Below are 18,865 nucleotides of genomic sequence, written 5' to 3' on the forward strand. Positions count from 1 at the left end.
GGAAGCGGAATTTTTGTTGCTTGCAGCCGGGACGGAAATGGCACAATTCCCGGCTGCAAGCAGACCGGGTTACAACCCTGAGTCACGACTTATTTTAAATTACGCTTATGAATTTTCAAAAAAGTCCCATCTGTGGCAATATCATGAATTGCGCTATTAATTTTCGGCATCAGTTTACGCATCCTCTTATTGCCTACTATGACATAACCATTACCTACAGCTATCTCTTTTCCTACAAAACGATAAGCATTACTGCCATTGGCAACCCAATATTCGGCAGCTTCATTATTCATAAAAGCCACGTCAATAGTTTTGTTTTTTAGCGCTTCCAAAAGAGTTGCCAATACAGGGTACACCTGAACTGTTACTTTATTGTTGAATAACTGCAAAGCCGCATCATTGAAAGGAGTGTCTTTACGGGTTCCGACTTTTTGGTTACGGATCTGCGCCACTGTTTTAATCGGAGACTCTTTAGTGGTTACAAACCGTCCGTAACTTTTTAAGTAAGGAATACTGAAAATAAAATCATTCTTCATTTTAGGAGTAATAATAATGGCAGACACAGCAAGATCTATTGTTCCTTTTTTTAATCCCACAAAGAGATCATTATAAGGCATCACCACAAATTCGCAGGACGTGTCGATACGCTTACAAATTTGCTCAATCAACTCCACATCAAAACCAAATAAATGCCCCGAATCAGTAGCCGCATAGCTAAACGGAGGAAATGAAGACGTGGTGCCAACCCGCAGATTTTTTGCATGAGTCTGCGGAACAATAAGAATCAAAAGCAAAAGGAAAATAGATTTCATGGTTAGTCCTTTCATTTGCTGTCAAAGCAAAAAAGTACTTTATTTTAGCTCAAAAATCCACATAATTTGTTTAAAAATTAACAATATCTATACCTCAACAAAAAGTTCCGCTCCTTGACAGTCGCGGCTCGGTTTTCTGGTACACGATAAAGTCAATACGAACCCACGAAAACCGAGCCGCGACCGTCAGGAAGCGGAACAGTTCTATTGGCACTTACTTAAGCTGTTTTTGTAGGCCGGGCTACAAATATTCTATTGTAAAAAACAAAGGATTAGTGAATGATCAACAGGTTGATAACCATAACCGTTAAGGATGTTTGCATGTTTCATAAAATAGTGGCTCTCTTCATGACAGCGATACTTCATGCAGGATGCCTTCAGGCAAATACAAACAACCACGCACATCATGAGGCGCAAACTGCACCGAATTCACTGTCCTTGGAAATAAGCCTGAAAGAGCCCTTGGCCAAAGGCAAAATGACCTCGATACAACTTGAATTAATCGACAGCAAAAGCCATAAACAACTTACCCTGGCAGATTTGAAAACCGTTCACACGGAAAAATTGCATTTATTAATCATCGATCCAACGCTGTCTGATTACCACCATATTCATCCCGTCATGGATAAAAAAACAGGTATGTTTGTCTTTGATTTTACGCCCCAAACAAATGGAGCCTATCGCCTCTGGGCAGATGTCACGCCGCTTGCAACAAATCAGCAAACCTATGTCATGGCTGATATGGGTGTACCATCAAAACAAATACCCATTATCAATAAAACGGTGAACACAGTTGTTCATTTAAATGAGTATACCTTCGCCTTAAAATTCGACGGCGAAGTCAAGGCAGGCAAGCCAGCAATGGGAACAATCACGGTCACCAAAGACAACAAATCCTTCACCAGCCTTGAACCTGTCATGGGAGCTTTTGCCCACATCGTGGGGTTTGGCGAAGAGTATCATTCCGTCTTGCATATCCACCCCATGGGGAAAGAACCCACGAAAAGCAGTGACCGAGGTGGCCCTACCCTGGAGTTTCACATAGAACCCGAAAAAACAGGTTTCGTAAAATTGTTTGCGCAAATGCGGATCGGCGGACAAGAAATTTTCGTTCCATTTGGCATTGAGGTTAAACAGTAAGATCGTAGCCCGGTCTGCTTGCAGCCGGGAAATGTTACTTCACTAATTGACAAAACATATTCATCATACTGATTTGTTCGATAGAGCCGGGAACGGACTCTAATAAAGCTGGCGAGTAGACAATCACTGCCAGACATTGCGCTCTGGAAACCGCAACGTTCATGCGATTCTTGTCAAAAAGAAAATTGACTCCCCGTGGTGATTCATGAGCGTTACTGGCACACATGCTTAAAAATACAATGGGAGCTTCCTGCCCCTGAAATTTGTCGACACTGCCCACTCGTGCCTGCTCACCAAGTGCTGCTTTCAGCTTATTCACCTGATAGTTATAAGGGGCAACAAACAAGATATCGTCCCAATCTATAAGTCTTTGTTTGCCATTTTTGGCATGGAAAGTCCGGCCTAATAATTCATGTGCCAAAGAAACAATACGCGCCACCTCTTCATCACTGGCCTGAGTATTGCCTTCGTGCAACACGGGTACGGCAATGATTCCTGCCTCTTTATTTAAAATGCCCTCGTAACCCGCAGGAATAGTGATTATTTGCTCGTCATTTTCTGCCGCAGCCTCCAGTTTGCCCTCATAGACTGCCTCGCTGATAAATTGGTTAACCGCCGAATGCATGCGATAGGTTGTTCCCAGAAAGACCCCCATTGAATCAGGAATAGTAGGGGTTGAATGCAACAAGTAATCTAAAATGGATAAACCACTGTCTTCGGGATGATTCCCTTGCGACGGCTGGCCCAATTGCATCTGATCGCCCATCAGAATAATGTTGGCCGTTGAACGGCTTATAGCGATTAAATTAGCCACACTAACCTGCCCTGCTTCATCAATAAACAAATAATCAAAAGCCTGTTCCAGATCATCTCTGGCAAAACCCCAGGCTGTGGTACCCACCACACAACCCGCTTGCAAAAAACCAGCAATGTCCTGATTGCTTAACACCCTGATCTGTAACTCATCAATAGCAGAGTCAGTATTACGGGTGCAGGCAAAATGTCCTTGAATACCTTCTTTTTGACAGTATTTTGCAGTGTTGATTAATAAATTATTAATGGCCTTGTGGCTATTGGACGTTATACCTACTTTTTTCCCTCGTTTAATCAATTCAGCAATCAAATGTTTGCCAGTATAAGTCTTGCCAGCTCCTGGAGGTCCCTGGATGGTTAAATAACTGTTATCCAGCTGAAAAACTGCCTGAATGATCTCATTTAACCGTTGTTGCGGCTCATGGGATGGAGCTATAGCTGCCCCCGCACTATGCCCTTTGATTCTGGGGATGGATTTACCCAAAAAATCAATTATTGCGGTATGCTGCAACCCACCCTTTTCAAAAGCTTCCGCCTGCTGTGTAAGCGCTTGCGGGATGGGATCGGGATTAACAAACTCATCTGGAACCAGAGTAATAGTCCCCTCGGGTTCATCCTTTATTTGTAAGGCAATGAGACCGTGTTCCAAATCACTGTCTTCAATACGACACGCAGCCTTAACCTGTTTGCCCTCAGGAGTTTCACTGCCCAGAATATAATAGTCTTTGGCATGGCCTTTGAATTCCTGATCGGGATCAAAAGAATATTCATAGACCAAATTACGGGCTCTGGAAGTGGGCTTATATGAAGGTTTGGCAGTGCGCTGACAATAAGCCAGGCAGTCAATATCCTCAAATAACTCATCCTCACTCAAGCCTAAGCGATCAAAAAGACGCCAAAAAACCGGTTTTGCTTCACGACGATGAAATTCAATGGACCAGGCGACTACAGAGCTGATTTTTGCTAACGGGTGTTGGCCTTCTTTTTCCAGGCGCAAAGCCTGCTCAAGCAAACGGTCACGAAGCTTAATCCGCTCAGTAAGCTCTTCTTTTATTTCAGGCTCAACGAGTTCCGTTTTGCCCAGAAAATGGATGCCACTGGATTGCTGCTGCTCTCTTAACCAGCTCACTAATTCCTGAGTAGAATTACAATCATCAATATTATAAACACGAATGTCATTTAATATCTTTGAGCTTTGCCAGGTATCCCCATCAGGATGTTCGCGCCACCGTTCATAAACCACTACCGAATCGCCGCCCGACCCTACTTCAGTATCCCGTTTGGCCCGATACAAATGCTCTACATTTTTAATGGAATAACGTGGTTCACCTAGTAACAGAGCAGCTTTTACAATTTTATATAAATCAACAAATACCTCATTACGTAACAATTGATCCACTTCATATTCACAGACGCCATACCTGCCCATCAATTTACGGCAAGCGGTAATTTCATAGCTGGCGTAATGATAAATATGCATGGCAGGATCTTGTTGCCAGCGTTGATACACCCAGGTAATAAAAGCTTGAAAACTTTCTTTTTCCTGTTCTTTATCATGAGCCCAGAAATCCATATATTGGCGCTGGTTCTCATCGTCAAAATAAGCCAGTCCCCAAAGATATTCCAAACCACCCTCTTCCAGAGGAAAACCTTCGATATCGAAAAAGACATCCTTTTTTGAAGCAGGAGGCAACATGGCCAGCCCCCGCTTTTTACCTTCTTCATTAGGAATCAGCTTATAAACAGGTATTTCTTTGCCGCTGCTTTCTTTTTGAATTTTGGCTTGTGCTTTCAAACGCTCAAACACTTCCGGTTTCATTCCTTTGATGATTTTGGCCTCACTATTCGCCAAATCGGTCATAGTCGTAATGCCAGCTTTATTGAGTTTTTTGATTTGCCCTGAAGTAATAGTGGCCACCTGGATCAAATGATCTGCCTTCACCAACAGCTGCTCAGCATAATCACTCCAACGTCCCCAGCTTCTTGATGAAGCAGGTTCGGGATGCTGGTTGTGGTTAAAATTCTGATGTACTTGTAAGAATTTTTGCTTCAGGTTTTGGTAGAAATAAAGATAATCATTAATTCGAAACCGCTTTTTTTCCTTGTTCCCCAGCACAATAGTGATGCATTCCGCGCGCGACTGTTGCATGGCTTCCAACATTTCAGCATAGCAGCATAATTGCACCAGAAAATTGGGTTTGACCGACTTGGCTAATTTGGTATCCCAGATTTCATAGCAATAAGCGCCAAAAATACTGTGGCCTTCAATCTTAATTAAAAAATCAGCGTATCCTTTAAACGGTGATAACGCTAAATGAGCCTGATAAATCACATCAACACCATTCTTCATCGCCTCTAAAGTAGCTTGATATGAATCAGCCCTCTTATGTAAATCAACAACGCTTAAACCACTGGCCACAAAGGCCGCCAACAGCTCAGCCTCATGCTGAGCCCCCATGTCATGCAAGACATCAAGCAATTCATCATGTTGATCAGGGACTGGTAATAAGTCTGGATTGCTTAGTGCAAGATGTTCCATCCATGAAGCAAAGGGACTATCCATAAACTGGGTTAAATCAGATGGGGAAAATACTAAATGGTCATATTCAAGATGCATTTATTCTCTCAGGATGGGATTATTTTTTGTAACTCGTATTAGCGCTTAGCTGCCAAGTTAAGAAAAGACAGGTGCAAAATTCTTGGCAAATTATCCTAATTGCCCCAGCCCCTGATCCACGTCGTCCTGAGCGCGTCTTTTTGCGCGAAGGATCTCCCTAAAGTGGCATGGTGCCAGTATTTGGAGATCCTTCGCGCAAAAAGACGCGCTCAGGACGACGTAGATTTCGGAGACAATGTGGCTCCGGGAATCACTGCCATTAAGTTAAGGAGTTCCGCCGTCCCGCGGCTTGTCCGCGGGATCCAGGAATCTCACTCCGAACTTAGATCTCTGGATCCCGCGGACAAGCCGCGGTACGGTGGAGTAGCGCTTAACTTAATGGCAACGGCTCCGGGAATCACCCTGGCAAAATTCCCGTATTACGCTTCGCTAATACAGGCTACCAATCTATACCACATAAGTCAGATTAAACATAACACCATTAGTGTACGTATGATTCAGCCTCAGACCACTATTCATATAGTACCTGCGTAAACACTACCGCACAAAAGTCCCATTGATACTATTGATATTATCCCTGATTTTTTCATTAGACAGTCCTTCAAATGATGCTGATTTATCATACTAACAAATAAATATTAAGAAAAACACTCGCGTGTTGTGATTCCAGGAGCACTACAGTAAATTAACGTGAGTTTCTTATCCATAACTCACATTAAATTATAATGAAGCAGCCTGGTTGGGGGAATCTTTTTCTAAGGCTACAGATTCTTTGGCTGTCGTTGCAGCACTGTCACTTTGTTTTAACGCAGAGAATCTGTTTTTGAATTGAGAAAAAGTCGTATCAGCTGCTTTTTCTTGCTTTTGTTCCGGTCCAGTTTTCGTGGAATCAGAGGAAAAAACTTTTGAGATGAGTTCTGAAGCCTTGTCTTTAGCTTTCTTTAAAAAATCCATAAAAAACAGACTGCGATCTTCAGAGCGCTCGTATTTCTCCATGACAGCAACATAAGCACTCAAATTATAAGTAGGGCTAGCAGCAAGATTAAATGCGGCCTCCGAAATCTCTTCAGCAGCACGCTTCTTTATGGAACCTGTTTGTTGTAATTGGGCTGCTGTGTCTATTACGTTTTTGCATTGTTCAATCAGTTGCCTATTCGGGGCATTCTCTTCGCAATGATTCAATTTTTCCTGCATCATTATCTGATAATATTCAACTGATCCTACCTTCATTTGTGGTGACTGATTTTCAAGATGCGCCCTTAAATACATGGCAAAATGTTTGGCTGACTGCGGTGTATCAATTGCCGGCCTCTTGGTTAATAATGAAGGGAGCTCACTTTTTGCAGGCCCACCCGCCTCGAGAATCATTCTCACAGAACGCGCGCAATTCACACCAGTAAAGGTATACTTATTATTTTCGTGAAGATGGATGGCCTGATCAATCATAGCGATTGGGTCAAGGCCATGAGGATTCGTTTCAGATTTAAATGGAATGCCCACCGTATGATCTGCTCTTTTTCCGAAATAAGTACCTAATATCTGATCCTTCTGATTATTGAGTACATCCAATTGTGCTACATTTTCATCTCGCTTCTGCTGTTTCTCCTTCAACGACTGCTCTAATTCACTAACTTCATCCACATCAGCATTTTCAATTTTACCCTCAAGAACATCAATTTCACTATTCAGATACTTGATTTCATCTGTAAGCCGGGAAATCTCTTCCTTTAATGTCTGTATCTGATCTGAAGAATACAGCTGAGTTTTTAATACCATTTGTTCCGTCTGATTTTCTTGCAGGAACTGTCCTACGATTTCTGATAATTTCTGCACCGGTACATTATCATTCCAGGCAATAGGGCGCTCCGGATTCGCTTTGTTGTATTCCTCTAACAAAGAAGAGAGTGCGGCATAATCCGTCACTTGATTATTTTCTATTAAATTGGAAATATCAGATAATCTTTGTCCATTTTCTTCACTGTGTTGTAGGCTGCTCCGCGCTTTTTCCAGGACTTGTTCCACCTGGCTGATTTCCATATCTCTTTTTTCTGTATAAGTTTCCATTAACTTTTGTGTTTGACTGATGCTTTTTTTGACACGATCTATTAATTCCTGCTCTTCCTCAGGAGTGTGATCTGCCTCCATATCGGCGATAAGCGTCTCTAAAGTCTCTATTTCGTCAGAAACATCGAGGAATTTCTCTGAATTTTGCAAAAACTTAAGAGAATAATCAGCTATTCTTTGTGCATCGACAAAATCTATATTATCCAGATCAGTATTATCAAGTTCGTCTTTCAGATTATCCAGCATTGAACTGGCCTCATCAAACTGAGCCAACACATGTTGATGCGTTTCTTCCATGGAAAGCATTTGGTGTGCGGGGCCGTCGAATTCATCTTCAGATTCATCGCGCATATCGTGAGCAAGAGAACGATTGGAATCTTTTGGCATTGCACGGAAAGGGTTTGAGAAAGCCTCCTCCGGCCACCAGGTGAAATAAACCTCATACATGGGAACTTCTACCGTGGTCATTTTTCCATTTTCAGAAACAGCCTTATAAGTAGTAATTTCATTGACATGGATGCCCGCATTTTTCATGTCTTCAATTCTTTTTTCTATTTCCTCATTTTTAGGCAGTACCATCTTCAAGGCTGCATGGCCAAAGTTTTCACCATGGGCGATTTTTTTGAGGTAGTTTTTATATTGCGGCTTTATCTTTTTGTGTTCAAAGGCATCTATGTCACCCTCCGTCCCCCAAAACATAGCCTCTGCATAACCGGAAACTTCGCTTTTTTCCTTCATCTGCGATATCTCATAAACGGGGATATTCTATAAGTATAGCATCACCTCACTGGCTCACTTACTGTCGGGCACTTTGTTTTCTTTCAATTCGAAAAAAATTGAATTACAATCATTCGTGACAATTAACCAAGGAGGGTTTATGTTTCCAACTGCTTATAGTGCCCGCATCCGTTGGAGTGGCAGAAGCATAGAGTTAAGGCTGGAAAGTGATGAAGGCATAAAAAAACTTAATATCCGTAGTATAGAGTTCTATTTGCCTTTCGACAAACCATCAAACATTCAAATCCAAATAAATACAAAAAGCATGTATTCTTCGCATCCACTTATAAACAAGTTTGTTGCTAAAGACCCTGAGAATTACGAAAAATTAATCCATAAGGATGTCCATTGTGTACGGATTAGCACTGTTAACCATGAAGTAAAAGAAAGTGAAGCGCGCAAATTGGTAGATGATTTTTTTGACTCATTATTTGCACCCAACATGCGTGAATCGTTCTTGCCTCTTTACCCGGAAGATTTAAAAAAACTGCAAGAAGCTTTAATAAGTTCTGAGGGCCGCTATCATATGCCATCTGTAACAACAACTCCATGGACTCCCAAATTATTTGCTCAAGGTTCCGTTGCTAAAGAAGCCCAGGATGCAAAACAAGCCAAAGAGCCAGAATGCACCTGGTCCATTTAAGTGTAGTCCGATCGACGTCGTCCTGAGCGCGTCTTTTTGCGCGAAGGATCTCCTGAAAGTGGCATGGTGCCACAGTATTTGGAGATCCTTCGCGCAAAAAGACGCGCTCAGGACGACGTAGATCGGGTAATGGCAAAGATGTGATCAAGAGACAGTGCGTAGCCAGGCCTGCTTGCAGCCGGGATCGAAGTAGCACAATTCCCGGCTGCAAGCAGACCGGGCTACGAATAGATTTAATAGAATTGCATCAAAATAAACTTTTCTGCTGTTCATTATCGTATTTTATACGGTAGTATTACTCTCTTGTTGTCATGTATAATTCATTTTGACCTTATTTGAATCATATTGAGTAGTGCTCTTTTTTTGAAAGGATAATGCCATGAACATCAGCGATAAATTAATTATTCAGGTATCTATTTTACGTTACAAAGCTAATGTTGGCTTTATACCCCGCTTTTTATTTTGGCTTGGTTTTAGCAGTTATTTTGATAAACCAATTCAGGATTTGATCGCATTAGAAAAATCTAATAGTGACATTAGTGAAACTACTGTTCGTGAACTTCTTGAACTCTATAAAAACAGCAGTGATTTTTCCTCAGCAACTCAAGATATTCTGGAACATTTACACCATCTTTATCCATTACAAAAGGCTAATACTGTTCCTGAACAACAACAGCAAAGTGTACAAAAAATCAAAAGCATGTCGGAATTGGCATTATCAGAACACCAATCGCAACAAAGCTTTTTCAGCAGATGGTTTGGCGCAGCCGATGGTGAAACTACTTTCCTGACGCGCTTAATCTCTTGCATCAATGCCCTGTTTAGCCAGGATATCAAAACCAGAACGACCTCTGATTTGACCGCAACAATAGAAAATCAAGATCCCAAGTTAACAACAAACCCATGGATTGCGGATATCAACGAATTAATCACGCAATTAAATACCAATCCAGGAACCCAGGCAAAAAGCAATGAAAAGCCAGTAACCAGCCCCGAACAAGAAGTAAGCTCCAAGCCACCAGTGGCTCCTCCTGCACCAAAGTTCAAAGAGCGACAAACCACGGTTCCTGTAAAGAACAATCCAACTCCAGTAAATAAGAAAAAAGCTACAGAACAGCATATAAAAGCCCCCTCCTACCCAGCCCCCCAACCTCCGGTAGGTGAAAAAGCCCAGAACACCGAAACCGCTGTGCAAACTAAAGAAGAGAATAAGCCAGCCTCCGTTCCGGCGGCCCCAGTGTATACCGCAGGGCAGCCTTACCGTAAAAAAGAAGCGGATCCCCTTACTCCGCCCGCTTATCATGCGCCCGAACCGCCAAAAGAAGATAAAGTTCAGCAGACAAAGTCGGTTACTCCGCCGGCTCGTCCTCTGCCTGCATTACCCACAGTAGAACCAAAGCGTTCTGAAGCACCACTGGTGAAAAAATCTGAGCCGGCTGTACCCGTAAGTCACATTCCAGCACCCCCAGTGGATAAAAAGCCAGCGCCATCAAACGCTGCAAAAAAGCCCACGCAAATTCCGCAATCAGAGTTAATTAAAGAATTTAAAGATATCTGCACTAAAGTAACTCATTATGAAAAGAAAACCGTAGATTGTCTGGAAAAAGCAAAAAAACTACAGGATGAAGTGAAAGCAACGCCTGGCGAATCATCGGCTACCGAGGAACATAAAAAGCAAGGCAAGGGAGGACGCTTTTTCCCCAAACCTAAAGTGATTTCAGCTCTTGCGGATAAAGCAAAAAACCTGAAGAATAAAGCTCAGAGGAAGCTATTATTCAAACAAAAAAGGTATAAATCAGCATTAAATACCGTAACTAAATTACAAAATACGGAATTTACTTTAATAACACAGGCCTTGTTAGTCTTTTTAAAAATAGATGACAAAGCTTTTCTGAAAGAAAACAGTGATAACATCCTGGCTTTGTGCCGCAAAGCACGCATACTCGGTATCCTCATTGATATATCTCCTGAGGTTAAAACGGAACTGGAGCAATTAATTGATGCTTGCCAAGGCAAATTGAATGTTGGTCAGGCAACAGTGACTGCGGCAGAACCGAAGAAACAAGAGACTAAGGCACAAACCACAGGCTCAGAAAATATCCCCAATGCACCGCCAGCACCCGAGCCTTATGTTCATCCCAAGCCTAGTGATCAGTCCCAAACAAAAACTGAGGTTAAAGACAGTGGGGCTTCAGCTAAAAATTCACAACAAAAAGCGGAGTCAGAAGATAAACAAGCTCTCTTGTTGGCCATTATTCAGGGAACAAAATTAAAGCCAACAATACAAAACAAACCTTATTCCAGCAGTGATGATACTTTGGCAATGCTTGAAAAAAGCCAATTGTTTCAAAGGCAGGTCAGTGAAAACGATGAACTGGATGAAAGTAGTGATCTTCAATCTGAAGAAGAATGGCTGGATGATAGCGAAAGCGACACTCCAGTGGAGTTAGGTACGTTCATGAAACCTTTTGCACCTATAGTAGAAACACCAATAAGCAAAACTCAGGAACAACCCGGAAAGAACAATAAACCAGCCCCTAAAACTGATGTGGTTGAAGAGCCTGTAAATGTAGAAGATTTGCATAAAAAGCTCGAGCTTATCCGTTTGGCATACAGCCATGATTTTGAAACGGAAGAAGAGGTAAGCCACGTCTTTTCATTTTAATAAAACAACCGTAGCCTTGATGCAGCGATAGCGTAATCAAGGTTTTCATATTCATATATGCTATTAAAACAAAAGGAAAACCTTGATTTCGCTATCGCTGCATCAAGGCTACAATAATTTAAAAATCGAATTTAGTGACGCTGCTCGTGAGATGAAGTCAATACAAAACCAAACCCATTCCCGGTTGCAAGCAAGCCGGGAAGCCGATACAGAGGTTGCGAGCAACTGTCGCTTGATCGCCTCTTGGTCTATGCACTACGCCAATGCTAAATCAGGCTTTGTGCCTTAACAAAAATTCCGCTTCCTCACGGTCGCGGCTCGGTTTTCGTGCGTTCGTATAAACTTCATCGTGCACCGGAAACCGAGCCGCGACCGTCAGGAAGCGGAACATTATGGATGCATTTTAAATTGGTTAAAATTTCAACCGCTTGAATATCATCAAGGGCAGGCTTTTAATAATAAACATAATAAAGAACCAGAATTTAGGATAATAGAGCAGATTTTTCCCTTTCTGATTGGCTGAAAACAAATATTGACCGCAGTCTTCGGGCTTTGCTGCATAAAAGATACCAGGCTCTCCATAAGTCAGGCGAGTATCGATAAATCCAAGTCTGGCTATAGTTATGGAACTATCAGGCGTATTAAGCAACCCTTCCAGATAAGTATCAACCATTTTCTTGGTTGCCCCATAAAAACTGTTTTTAAAGCGGCCCCTATCCCCTGCTACGGAACTTAAATAAATAATTCTGTAAAACGGTTGCTTTGAATTTAAATAGGCATTAATCATCTGAACGGTTGAAGTGCAATTGGTTTCAATAAGACTGGCACAGTGTTTTTCATTTAAATCTGCGTTTGCAATCATTTGTGCGTGGGCAAGAAATAAAGAACACTCATTATTTTGAATGAACTTGATTAATGGATCTATTGTTCCAGATGCTAAATCGCTGACCATAATCTCGCACTGCGCTTGAGTTCGTATACGTATATCATTTGCAATAATCTCAAGGTCTTCCAATACACGACCCACAAGTAGCAGTTGATTTCCTTCCTGTGCTGCTTTTAACGCAAAGGATTCGGCAATTTTGGATGTGGCTCCTGAAATGATCCATGTTGTCATGCTGTAATCCCCAATCGTGTTGACAAATGAGACGTATATTTGGAATTGATTTTGTACTTTTCGAGCACCTCTTTAAATTGGTCGCTGTTTTTATACATGGACTCAAATTGTGCTTTGGTTAAAAAACTGTCTTTTGCCAAATAAATTGTTCCTGTAATCTCAGTGATGTATTCATTAAGATGTCTGATGGCTGCACCATTTTGGGTATTATTCGCAAAATCAATCGCCAGGCTAAAACCAGGTTGCGTAAAAGACAATAAACCTAACCCCGGCCTGGTAAATTTTTTTAATACCGCCAGAGCTGGAGTTGCGTCATATTGATCGATGATCTTTAAAATGGATTGATAATGATGTTCCGCATTTTCAAAAGGAAATACACATTGAAATTGTACCAATCCTCGCGGGCCATAAATCCTGTCCCATCCGTAAATAGTGTCTAAGGGATTGTTATAAAAGACTATGTCTGTCTCAAACTCCCCGCTTTGATGCAACTTGAAATACAATTTATTAAACAATTTCATATTCCATTCACGAACCAGATTAAACGGTAATGTAAAGGGAATTTTTTTTATCCTGTGGTGAAAATTACATTCCCGACTGATATGCTCCGCTTCCATTAATAAAAAACGGTTGTGGTTCAGCATATCCAACCAGCATACTGCATATTCGTCCTGGCTGTGCTTTAGATCGTTAAAAAGCTCACTAATGTCACGGAGCGCTTTTGTTTTTACGCGCACAAACTTGCTTTTGTCGCATAAGTTCAAATTCACTTCTTCAATAAATCCGGTAAGGCCCAAGCCCCCAATGGTTGCAAAAAAGAGATCCGCATGTTCCTCAGGGCTTGTCTTGATCCGGCCATCGGGAATGATCAATTGAATGGAGTTAATATGATGCCCTATATTGCCGTATTTGGGGTTATTCTTTCCATGAACATCATTTGCAACAGCACCTCCAAGGGATGCCCTTAGAGTACCGGGAATTACGGCCAGTGATTTATCAGGATAAAGAGAAAATAATTCCGAAAGTGTGACTCCCGGTTGGGCAGTAATACGTGTTCCATCAGCGTGAATAAAATGGTTTAACCTGTCGCTTAATATGACTTTTTTATTAAGACATACATCAGAGTAACTCAGCCCACGGCCTCGCCCTAACAGGCTGCCTTCATAGTCATTATGAACAAGGCTCTGCAGATCTCTGGCACTTTCCGGCCTGAAGCATTCCGCCCTGGTTTGATGGGAACGCCCATAACAATATAAAAGTTCCTGCCTGCCTTTCATCCTTTTCATCCTCAGCCGATCCTATATCCTCGAAGACACAAGCCCAAAGCCTGCTTTTTCTGTTTCGAAATCCTCTCTATCAGGAATAACATAATAGCCTTCTACAGATAGGTTCAAACCCGGAATACTCAATTCCAGGAATGTATCAACATTGCTCCTGTCATCATCATAAAAGCTAAGCCTTAATTGATGAGGATCCAGCATGTTCCTTTCTATATAGTATTGAATAATAGCTGTCATAGGGATATTTTTTCTGCTTTCTTTTAAGGCCTCGCGGGCATTCTTATAAGCAGAATTCTTCTCGCCTGTTTTTTCATCCACTGTGCCAGTACGTTTGGGCAAGGTAGTAACACACACAGGATAAGGCAGGTTCTCAAAAGACAACTCAGTTAAGGTAAAAGCGTGTATTTCCTGTTTCATGCGCTCACTGTGCACCTTGAATTCCTTTTCCATTACAACTACCGGTTTTTGCCTGAAAATCAAGGAAAGATAAGTAACAATATTATCTGGTGAATCGAGATAGGAGCAAATAGCAAAGATAGGATCGGGTTGAACCAAGACTGATTTAATGTCTTTTTTAGTATTCTTCTGTACTGAAGCATTATCTGTTTCTACTTCAAATGACGGTTTTATGGTGATGACTTTATCAAAGTCATAAATTCTTAAACAATATGATGGTTTACTCCCTGCAAGAAAAAAACCGCGCCCCATGATTCACATCCACTATAAAAAACACAATGGCAGCATCATAAGCCAAGGTATTTTTATTTACAAATTGCCTCAGGGCAAAATAAACAAAAAACACAAAAATTGATTAAATATTGCACATTAACTATACTTAGATGAAGCGAGTTATGTCAAGGACAGACATATGAAAATGAAAATGGATTTAACCAACCCCGGCACTTTAGAACAAGAGTTATTAGTCAAATACCTTTTACAAAAAAACGCTACGTTTATACCTGGAATGCAGCCAGGCAGCTTCGATGAAAGTAACACTGTTGGCTTTTATTATTCTGATAACAGCATAGAAATTTTTAAAAGAAAGTCAACGCATGGGAACGGTTATCGTTATGATGTGATGAGTAAACGTCCTATCAGCAGCGGTGGCTATTCTTTTCTCTATCCCATTCTTTATACAATTAAAATGTGGGAAGAAAACGATCCCAAAAATCCTGAAGCCGCGCCCACAAAGCATTATGTATTTAAAACAAAACCGGAAGATAAAAAAAGAGTAGTGAAAAAGCAACGACGTGATACTGCAAAACATACACCGTCAGCTTTTATCAACGCGCGTAACGCAGAATATAAAACCACGGCCAGAGCAGGACATTTGCACATCAAGGAGCCTGTATTTTTTGATGACAGCAGTTATACCGTCATGCGCTCGGTTGGTGATGTGGACTTGCTTGAGATAATCAATAAGGACATATCCAAATGGAATGATAAAAAGGAAGCGTTGACGCTGGAACAACGCCTCATTCTGTCAATTAATTTGCTTAAGGCGTGTGAAGAAAGCATCCTTAACAAAGGGCTCATTCATCGAGATCTGAAACCCGATAATGTGCGTGTTGATGAGAATACACTCAAATGCTTTATTATTGACTATGATTTCGCCAAAGATCTAAATAAGAGAAATGTACCTGAAAATCTGGGCACAGCCCTGTGGGTAGCTCCTGAAGCAGTTGTGCCTATGCCTCCCGATGCAACACCTGCGCGTGATTTTTTTACTGAGTCACGTATGCTTGGTGGCTTATGGAGAGACAATCTTGATAAATACACCAGTGATATTCCCAAAGGCTATAAAATTGCAATGCAGAATGATTTCAGTGGACTTTGCCAGGATCTGCCTGGTCTCAAAAGCACGGCAAAAAAATACATCACTGCGGCTATTTCACAAATGGGACACTTTGATCCAGCAAAAAGAATTGAATTAACTCAGCATGATTTGGACAGTCTCGGAATTCCTGGCTTTCAATTAACCACCAAAAATCTGGCAAATCTGGACATGCCAGAAATTGGTTTGCCTAAATTAAATCTGGAAGATCTTGAAACTCCGCCGGATATGCAAACATTGGCTTTGCTGAATCAGTCTCGTCTGGCAATGAAAAAATACCAGTTACTCTTTATCAAAGCCTATAATATTCAATTTCCAGAGAAACAGCTTTCGCGTCAGCAATCCCATGAGACTATAGGTATACCTTCTTCAATATCCATCCATTCACTAAGCAGCTGGATGCCCTCAAATGAATTTTTACCGCCAACGGAACATGATAGTCATTTGAATCTTGAGAGTTACAGCGGGGAAGACATCGATGCATTTAACAGCGAACAAACTCATCCTGAAGAGGATTTTACTGAAGATGAGTATGATATACCCAAAGAACCCGAAGTGTTTTTTGCCAAACGAACTCCCAGTATGGATCAATTGGTTGCGGCACGGGAAAATGAGCAGCCAGCCAGTAGTAAACCGCCATCTCTGATTACATCAAACCCCAGAAAAAGTTTTCTGGGACGCTTGAGTGCAGGCTTTAAGAAACTGGATCGCTCTTCTGGCAGTTCTTCAGATGAAACCTCTCCCAAACGAAAATCAAGGGCGCATTCACCATCGCCCGATCACAGTGATTCAGGCAGCCCTAACAGCTCACCTGGACGAAATAATATGAGTGATCCGGATTCACCTAAATCAGGCAGTTCATCTGATCCAAATTCACCTAAGCACTCCGCCTCGGGGACTTCAAGTGATACCTCACCTCGCGGTCTGAAAAATTTTTTCATGAAACTGCCGCCTAAAATATCCAGAGGCAAAGAAAAGGAGAAAGAGGAAGCAGCGGTGGAAACAGAAGGCAGCAGCAGATTAAAACAATCCAGCCCTAAACGAAAATAAAAGTAATACATTGTAGCCTTGATGCAGCGATAGCGTAATTAAGGCTACGCCTATTTTAAATCAACCTCTCTTAAGTTAAAACGCATTTTCGTTAACGATTTTGAAATAATTTATGAAATAAATTTACAATTCCGTATAAAATAGCTATCTTCAACTAAAGCCTGAATAATACACACCAAAGAGGAGCTTATTCGAGATGAAGACTCTAAGCAAAGAAGAACAACAAAAAATCACGCCCAATCAGGCCATTGATTTATTGCGCAAAGGCAATCAACGCTTCATGCAAAATCTGCGTTTTAATCGCAATTTATTGCAACAAATGAATGACACGGCTGACGGCCAGTTTCCTTTTGCTTCCATTTTAAGCTGCATAGACTCACGCACCACTGCAGAATTAATCTTCGATCAGGGGCTCGGCGATATTTTCAGTATTCGTATTGCAGCTAATATTGTTAATGAAGATATTATTGGCAGTTTGGAATTCGCCTGTAAAATTGCAGGTTCCAAATTAATCGTAGTGCTTGGTCATACCAATTGCGGTGCGATTAAAGGCGCCTGTGACGAAGCGGAATTAGGGCATTTAACCCAACTGTTACATAAAATTACCCCTGCCATTGAACAGGAAAAAACCTTTACAGAAGAACGCAACGGAAGCAACATGTGTTATGTTAATGAAGTAGCAAAAATCAACGTACATAACAGCATCAATACCATTTTGGATAAAAGCAGCATTTTAGCGGATATGGTAAAAGCCAAAACCATCAAAATTATTGGCGGTTTATACGATATCACAACCGGCGAAGTGACGTTTTTTGACCGCCGCTAGCTCACAAGAGCTGTAACCCGGTCTGCTTGTCTGAGGGAACCAAGGCTTCAGAGCAGAAACACTGTCCCTGCCAGTATAACTGTTCCGCTTCCTAACGGTCGCGGCTCGGTTTCTGGTGCACGATGAAGTATCTACGAACGCACGAAAACCGAGCCGCGACCGTTAGGAAGCGGAACAGTTATACTGGCAGGAACACGAATCAGAGTGAGGCGTAGCCCGGTTGCTCGCAACCGGGAAGCGTGCCGATAGCAAGCAACGGTCGTCTCTTCAACCTATACTTTGCAGTAGTCCGATCTACGTCGTCAGGACGACGTGGGTCGGGGAATGACAAAGATGGGTAAAAGAGTCAGTTGCAAGCAACCGGTCTACAGCTTATGATCAAAAGACTTCTCTATTTGGCACGTCAGGCTCACAATGAATACCGAATTAACTAAAAAAGCCACCCTGTATCGCATGGTCATGGAAAAGCATATTTGTCCATACGGCCTTAAAAGCAAAGATCTGTTGCAACGACAGGGTTATGCCGTTGAAGATATTTGGTTAACCAATCGTGATCAAGTGGATGAATTTAAGGCGAAACATAATGTCAAAACAACGCCACAAACATTTATCAATGGGGAACGTATTGGTGGATACGATGATTTATGCCGCTTTTTTGGTAAAAAGTTACAGGATCCCAAAGCAACAAGTTATAGACCCGTAATCGTTCTTTTCGCAATAACCGCCTTAATGGCAATTGCGATGAGCTATGCGTTTACAGGCAATCTTTTTACCAATCGCACTCTGGGTTGGTTTATTTCATTAAGCATGGTTGTTCTCGCCTTGTTAAAATTACAAAACATAGAAGGGTTTTCCACTATGTTTTTGAATTATGACTTGCTTGCCCAACGCTGGGTTCCTTACAGCTATATTTACCCTTTTGCCGAAGCATTGGCTGGCTTGTTAATGATTGCCAGCGCTTTACACTGGATTTCCATTCCAGTGGCTTTATTTATCGGACTCATAGGAGCTGTTTCCGTCTTCAAAGCAGTGTACATAGATAAGCGCGAATTAAAATGCGCTTGCGTTGGCGGAGACAGCAACGTGCCTTTAGGATTTATTTCATTAACAGAAAACCTGATGATGATTGGCATGGCATTAGGTATGGCAATAAAAGTTATCTTTTAAATTAAGCGACCTAAGCCCCACCGTGAGTTCTCCAAGGTGTGTAGCCTGTATTAGCGGAGC

Annotated in this window: 12 protein-coding genes; 6 read left to right on the forward strand and 6 right to left on the reverse strand. The window is 41.7% G+C overall.

Features of this window, described 5'->3' with window-relative positions; genetic code table 11:
- Nucleotides 1-89 precede the first annotated feature (89 nt).
- Nucleotides 90-812, reverse strand: a complete 723-nt coding sequence (locus tag B094_RS0105310) for a transporter substrate-binding domain-containing protein (protein ID WP_018576765.1) — start codon at nt 810-812, stop codon at nt 90-92.
- Nucleotides 813-1,133: 321 nt separating this feature from the next.
- Here B094_RS0105310 and B094_RS0105315 point away from each other — a divergent pair, with 321 nt between their 5' ends.
- Nucleotides 1,134-1,952, forward strand: coding sequence for a hypothetical protein (locus B094_RS0105315; protein ID WP_040524046.1), 819 nt, complete (start codon nt 1,134-1,136; stop codon nt 1,950-1,952).
- A gap of 34 nt (nt 1,953-1,986) precedes the next feature.
- Here the strand turns inward: B094_RS0105315 and B094_RS0105320 are convergent, their stop codons facing one another.
- A complete protein-coding gene (locus B094_RS0105320; protein WP_018576767.1) occupies nt 1,987-5,382 on the reverse strand; it encodes a TM0106 family RecB-like putative nuclease in 3,396 nt (1,131 codons plus the stop codon).
- Nucleotides 5,383-6,102: 720 nt separating this feature from the next.
- The gene (locus B094_RS0105330; RefSeq protein WP_018576769.1) at nt 6,103-8,184 is read right to left on the reverse strand and encodes a hypothetical protein; all 2,082 of its coding nucleotides are present in this window, start codon (nt 8,182-8,184) and stop codon (nt 6,103-6,105) included.
- A 139-nt stretch (nt 8,185-8,323) separates the two neighbouring features.
- Between B094_RS0105330 and B094_RS0105335 the strand changes: the two genes are divergently transcribed.
- Nucleotides 8,324-8,866: a hypothetical protein gene (locus B094_RS0105335; RefSeq protein WP_018576770.1), complete on the forward strand. Its 543-nt coding sequence runs from the start codon at nt 8,324-8,326 to the stop codon at nt 8,864-8,866.
- A 379-nt stretch (nt 8,867-9,245) separates the two neighbouring features.
- Nucleotides 9,246-11,531, forward strand: coding sequence for a hypothetical protein (locus B094_RS0105340; protein WP_018576771.1), 2,286 nt, complete (start codon nt 9,246-9,248; stop codon nt 11,529-11,531).
- Nucleotides 11,532-11,943: 412 nt separating this feature from the next.
- On the opposite strand, the gene B094_RS0105345 is transcribed toward B094_RS0105340, so the two are convergent.
- From B094_RS0105345 to B094_RS0105355, 3 genes are read right to left on the reverse strand one after another with little or no spacing between them, the layout of a single operon-like run.
- Nucleotides 11,944-12,648 (reverse strand): SDR family NAD(P)-dependent oxidoreductase, encoded by a 705-nt coding sequence (locus B094_RS0105345; RefSeq protein ID WP_018576772.1) that lies wholly within the window; start codon nt 12,646-12,648, stop codon nt 11,944-11,946.
- Nucleotides 12,645-13,925 carry an FAD-binding oxidoreductase gene (locus B094_RS0105350; protein ID WP_018576773.1) on the reverse strand — a complete coding sequence of 427 codons (1,281 nt, stop codon included), beginning with the start codon at nt 13,923-13,925 and terminating at the stop codon, nt 12,645-12,647. The genes B094_RS0105345 and B094_RS0105350 overlap by 4 nt, the downstream gene beginning before the upstream one ends.
- Nucleotides 13,926-13,946: 21 nt before the next feature.
- Nucleotides 13,947-14,636: a hypothetical protein gene (locus B094_RS0105355; protein ID WP_018576774.1), complete on the reverse strand. Its 690-nt coding sequence runs from the start codon at nt 14,634-14,636 to the stop codon at nt 13,947-13,949.
- 160 nt (nt 14,637-14,796) lie between these two features.
- On the opposite strand from B094_RS0105355, the gene B094_RS0105365 reads away from it, so the two are divergent.
- From B094_RS0105365 to B094_RS0105375, 3 genes are all read left to right on the forward strand, one after another.
- The gene (locus tag B094_RS0105365; RefSeq protein ID WP_018576776.1) at nt 14,797-16,812 is read left to right on the forward strand and encodes a protein kinase domain-containing protein; all 2,016 of its coding nucleotides are present in this window, start codon (nt 14,797-14,799) and stop codon (nt 16,810-16,812) included.
- A gap of 196 nt (nt 16,813-17,008) precedes the next feature.
- On the forward strand, nt 17,009-17,638 hold the full coding sequence (locus B094_RS0105370; RefSeq protein ID WP_018576777.1) for a carbonic anhydrase family protein: 630 nt from the start codon (nt 17,009-17,011) through the stop codon (nt 17,636-17,638).
- 414 nt (nt 17,639-18,052) lie between these two features.
- Nucleotides 18,053-18,805 (forward strand): MauE/DoxX family redox-associated membrane protein, encoded by a 753-nt coding sequence (locus B094_RS0105375; RefSeq protein ID WP_018576778.1) that lies wholly within the window; start codon nt 18,053-18,055, stop codon nt 18,803-18,805.
- The last annotated feature ends 60 nt before the right edge of the window (nt 18,806-18,865 follow it).

It is taken from the genome of Legionella shakespearei DSM 23087 (genome assembly GCF_000373765.1).
Taxonomy (GTDB): domain Bacteria; phylum Pseudomonadota; class Gammaproteobacteria; order Legionellales; family Legionellaceae; genus Legionella; species Legionella shakespearei.